2 protein-coding genes are annotated in these 2947 nt (G+C 50.3%); one reads left to right on the top strand and one right to left on the bottom strand.

The features are described 5' to 3' along the window. On the top strand, positions 1 to 1910 hold a 1910-nt coding region (locus tag ACP5N5_RS06500; RefSeq protein ID WP_428134237.1), incomplete at its 5' end, for a molybdopterin biosynthesis protein. A gap of 223 nt (positions 1911 to 2133) precedes the next feature. Here ACP5N5_RS06500 and ACP5N5_RS06495 read toward each other — a convergent pair. Continuing rightward, positions 2134 to 2947: thiamine-phosphate synthase family protein (locus tag ACP5N5_RS06495; RefSeq protein WP_428134231.1), on the bottom strand; the 814-nt coding region annotated here is incomplete at its 5' end.

Raw genomic sequence — 2947 nt, 5'->3', positions numbered from 1 at the left:
GGGTGAAGCCAGCCCCGAAAGGAGTAGAGGAGGTTGGTTTAGAGGAAGCCCTCTGGAGGATACTAGCAGAAGACATATATGCACCAGTTGACCACCCACCCTTCGATAGGAGTGAGGTGGATGGTTACGCTGTGAGAAGCATTGACATCGAGTGGAGTGATGAATTATCCCCGGTTGAACTCAGGGTGGCTGGCTCAGTAAGAGTTGATGAGGAACCCGGTATCGCATGTAGGCCTGGTGAAGCAATTGAAGTTGCTACTGGAGCCATGGTACCAATGGACTGCGACTCCATTATAATGGAGGAGTACACTGAGAGAACCGGTGAAGTAATCAAGGTTTACAGGAGTACGAGTCCCGGTGAAAACATCTCGACTGCTGGCAGCGATGTATCAGCTGGAGACCTAGTCCTCCTCAAGGGTACTAGGCTCAGTCACGAACATATAGCTTTACTAGCTGGCCTGGGGGTTAGAAGGATCCCCGTGTATGTGAAGCCCAGGGCTGCAGTATACTCGACCGGCGACGAGGTCGTGGAGCCAGGTGAACCGCTGAGTGCTGGCAAGGTATATGATGTAAACGGCTACCTTGTAACAAGCTATCTCAAGGAGCTCGGGGTTGACGCTGTATTCAGGGGCCGTCTTCCCGATGACTATGAGATTCTGAGGAACACTATAGAAAGCGATCTCGGAAGCTATGACATGGTTTTCACTAGTGGAGGTACAAGCGCTGGGATCAGGGATCTCGTATACAGGGTGTTCGAGGAGCTGGGCGAGGTAGTGGTGCATGGTTTGAAGACCAAGCCGGGTAAGCCAACGGTTATAGCTGTATCCGGTGGTAGACTTCTCGTAGGTCTCCCAGGCTTCCCCTTATCATGCTACATGATACTGAGGGGTGTTGTGAAGCCCATTGTCTCGCTTATGACTGGCCTCAGAGAGGATGAGAGGATAGTGGAGGCTACTCTACCGGTCAGGGTGAGGAAGCAGGTTGGTAAGACCTGGTTGATACCTGTATCACTGGTTGAGGGGGTCAACGGGTATTCAGCATACCCTGTATCATTTAGTAGCGGCAGCATAGCTTCGCTTATCTATAGTGATGGATACATTGAGCTCCCAGAGGACCTGGATACCGCTGAAGCCGGGAGCAGGGTGAGGGTCTACTTGTTCAGGGATCCACCATCACCTGGGAGACTCAACATCATCGGGAGCAACGACCCATTACTCATGGAGTTGTTGAGGGCTACTGGGCTGGCTTACTCCAGCAGGGTGTTGAACACGGGTAGTCTTGCCGGCTGGCACGCCGTGGCAAGGGGTGAGGCGGATATAGCTCCAACCCACCTACTAGATGAGGAGACGCTGGTCTACAATATACCGTTCCTCAAGAAGTTCAACCTGGAGGGTAAAGCGGTATTGATCAGGGGCTTCGACAGGCTTATAGGGATAGTAACAGCTCCAGGTAACCCTAAGAAGATAGAAGGTATAGAGGACTTCCTTAGAAGCGACGTCAGGATAGTTAACAGGGTAAGGGGCTCCGGTATTAGGACTTACCTAGACCACCACCTCAAGAAGATACTTGGTGAGAAGGGGGTGCCCTTCACAAGGGTGAGGGAGCTTGTTAAAGGCTATACATACGAGGTGAAAACGCATACAGCTGTAGCACTAGCAGTAAGGCAGGGGAGGGCTGATGCAGGGATAGCAGTAGGCTACGTGGCGGAACTATTCAACCTAGGCTTCAAACCGTTGACATGGGAGGAATACGACCTACTAGTACCCGTGGAGAAAATGGGGAAGCCAGGCGTAAGGAGACTCATAGATGCATTGGTAAACAAAGAAATAATCGAGCCGCTACTCCAAGGCAAATACGGTAGATACTACAGGATACCAGTGAACGCAGGAAGGCCGAAGCATAATAGATAGCCTAGGAGAGCAATACACTAGTTAATAGTAATTCCCCTGATGGTTAATGTTTATAAGATAAAATAACAAAAAATAAAAGTTATTATTGATTTCCTGTCTTAAGCGAGCATGGTACAAAGAATTAGAAGTGGTGGCGCGCTAGATGTATTAAAACATGTTTTCTATGCCACACAGGCTGATGCTACGTGCTTATGTAACATGAGGACATAGCTCGGATGAACACTCAGCTCGCTACGTCTAGTATTTTCATTACTGCGTGTACTGCTGTTCCCGCGAATACCCTGATCATCGCTTCTTTACCAATATCTCCTGTATCGTAGACTATGTCTGCCTTGCTGTCTATCGAGAATGCCTCCCTTATTATCCATGGTATTGACGCACCCTCTTTCTGCTTTACTTCTGCCGGTTCACGTGTTCTATCTATGTAGACTACCCTGTATCCTTTCCTAGCTGCTTTCTCAATGAACTCCCTACTGTAGGCTATGTTAACTACCGCCCTTAACTCTGGGTTGTGCTTCACTGCCTCTAGGAGAGCTCTTGCCAGGTGGCTCGACGCCCCCAGCTTCACGGGGCCTACCTGCTTCACCGTGCCCATGTACCGTACTATCCTACCTGCCACTGCTACAACGTCTTTTATTCCCCTGGCGTACAGGGGGTTTATGATCCTAGCTATATTCATCCCTACCTCGGGGACCAGGTGCTTGAATACATCCCTATTCTCTAGGACTAGTTCAACGGCTTCCTCTACATCCATTATAGCCCAGTATTTTTCAGCAGGTATAGCGAGCCATGCTGCAGGGTTCACTGGACAATATCCCTTCCCCACACTATACCCGTAGCTTATAGCCATGGATATGAATTCCTTGGCCAACTTCACTGCCTCAGGGATCTCGAGTCCCTTGGCCAGCCCAGCGGCTATAGCCGCTGAGAAGCTGCATCCACCTCCATGGTTGCAGGGCTGGCTCACCCTCGAAGCCCTGTACTCCCTATACCCGCCGCGCCAGTAGAGGACATCTATTGACTCCTCACCCTCCATA

Source organism: Desulfurococcus sp. (assembly GCF_049970475.1).
GTDB classification, from domain to species: Archaea; Thermoproteota; Thermoprotei_A; order Sulfolobales; family Desulfurococcaceae; genus Desulfurococcus; species Desulfurococcus amylolyticus.
The sequence above is the reverse complement of the archived record's forward strand: the minus strand, read 5'-3'. Positions and strand labels throughout refer to the sequence as shown.